Origin of the sequence: Mycobacterium sp. 4D054, from assembly GCF_052245755.1 — a bacterium.
In the GTDB taxonomy this organism is placed as follows: Bacteria; Actinomycetota; Actinomycetes; order Mycobacteriales; family Mycobacteriaceae; genus Mycobacterium.
In genome coordinates this window covers 1-1,165 of sequence record NZ_JBQQCF010000144.1, presented here as the reverse complement: position 1 = coordinate 1,165, position 1,165 = coordinate 1, and the positions used below count along the sequence as shown (strand labels likewise).

Annotated in this window: 1 protein-coding gene; it reads right to left on the bottom strand. The window is 65.8% G+C overall.

The genetic code is table 11. The annotated features are described in order from the left end of the window. A partial coding sequence (locus ACTWP6_RS30300; RefSeq protein WP_443189638.1) for an IS256 family transposase occupies positions 1–1,165 on the bottom strand: 1,165 nt, incomplete at both ends.

Genomic DNA, 1,165 nt, shown 5'->3' with positions numbered 1-1,165 from the left:
CTTTGTGGAAGACCGCTCCCGCGCGTACCAGGGCGACCAGATGCGGGGCGTTGACGGCACGCCAACGGGCTTGGGCTGTGTCGATCAGCTTATAGGCCATCGCCAATCCAGCGGCCCGTGATCCCGGCCCCTTGGTGACCTTCGTCCTCAAACGCACTGTGGCGAAGGTGGATTCGATCGGATTCGTGGTACGCAGGTGAATCCAGTGCTCGGCCGGGTACTTGTAGAACTCCAGCAGCACATCGAGGTCGTCGACGATCTTGGCAACCACTTTCGGGTACTTCGCGCCGAAGGCAACCTCGAACGCCTTGACCGCAACCTGAGCCTTGTCGATGTCCTCGGCGTTGTAGATGTCCTTCATTGCCGCCAGCGCGGCCGGATGCGCCGACTTCGGCAGTGCGGAAAGGACATTGGCCTGCTTATGGAACCAGCAGCGCTGCTCTCGGGTCTTCGGGAACACCTCCCGCACCGCCTTCCAGAACCCGAGTGCACCGTCACCGACGGCCAACACCGGGGCGGTCATCCCACGGCGTTTGCAGTCACGCAGCAAATCCGCCCAAGACTCCGTGGACTCCCGATAGCCGTCGGTGATCGCGACGAGCTCCTTGCGGCCGTCGGCGCGCACGCCGAGCATCACCAGCAGGCACAGCTTCTCCTGGTCCAGACGCACCTTGAGGTGAATGCCATCGACCCACAGGTAGACGTAATCGGTGCCCGACAGATCCCGGCGCCCGAACGCCGCCGCCTCGTCCTGCCACTGGCTGGTCAGCCGGGTAATCGTCGAGGCCGACAACCCCGCCCCCGAGCCCAGGAACTGCTCGAGTGCGGGCCCGAAGTCACCGCTGGACAGGCCGTGCAGATACAGCAGCGGCAACACCTCACTCATCTGCGGAGACTTGCGCGCCCACGCCGGCAGGATCGCCGAGGAGAACCGGTGCCGCTCGCCGGAATCGGGGTCGACACGGCGATCGTTGACCCGCGGCGCTTTCACCTCGACGGCCCCGGCTGCGGTCAGCACCTCCCGCGGCTGGTGATAGCCATTGCGGACCACCAACCGATGACCGCTCTCGTCACGCTGATCAGCGAACGCGGCGACGTACGCGGCGACCTCGGCCTGCAGGGCAGCGGCCAGCATCTGCCGGGCGCCGTCGCGGACGATCTCGTC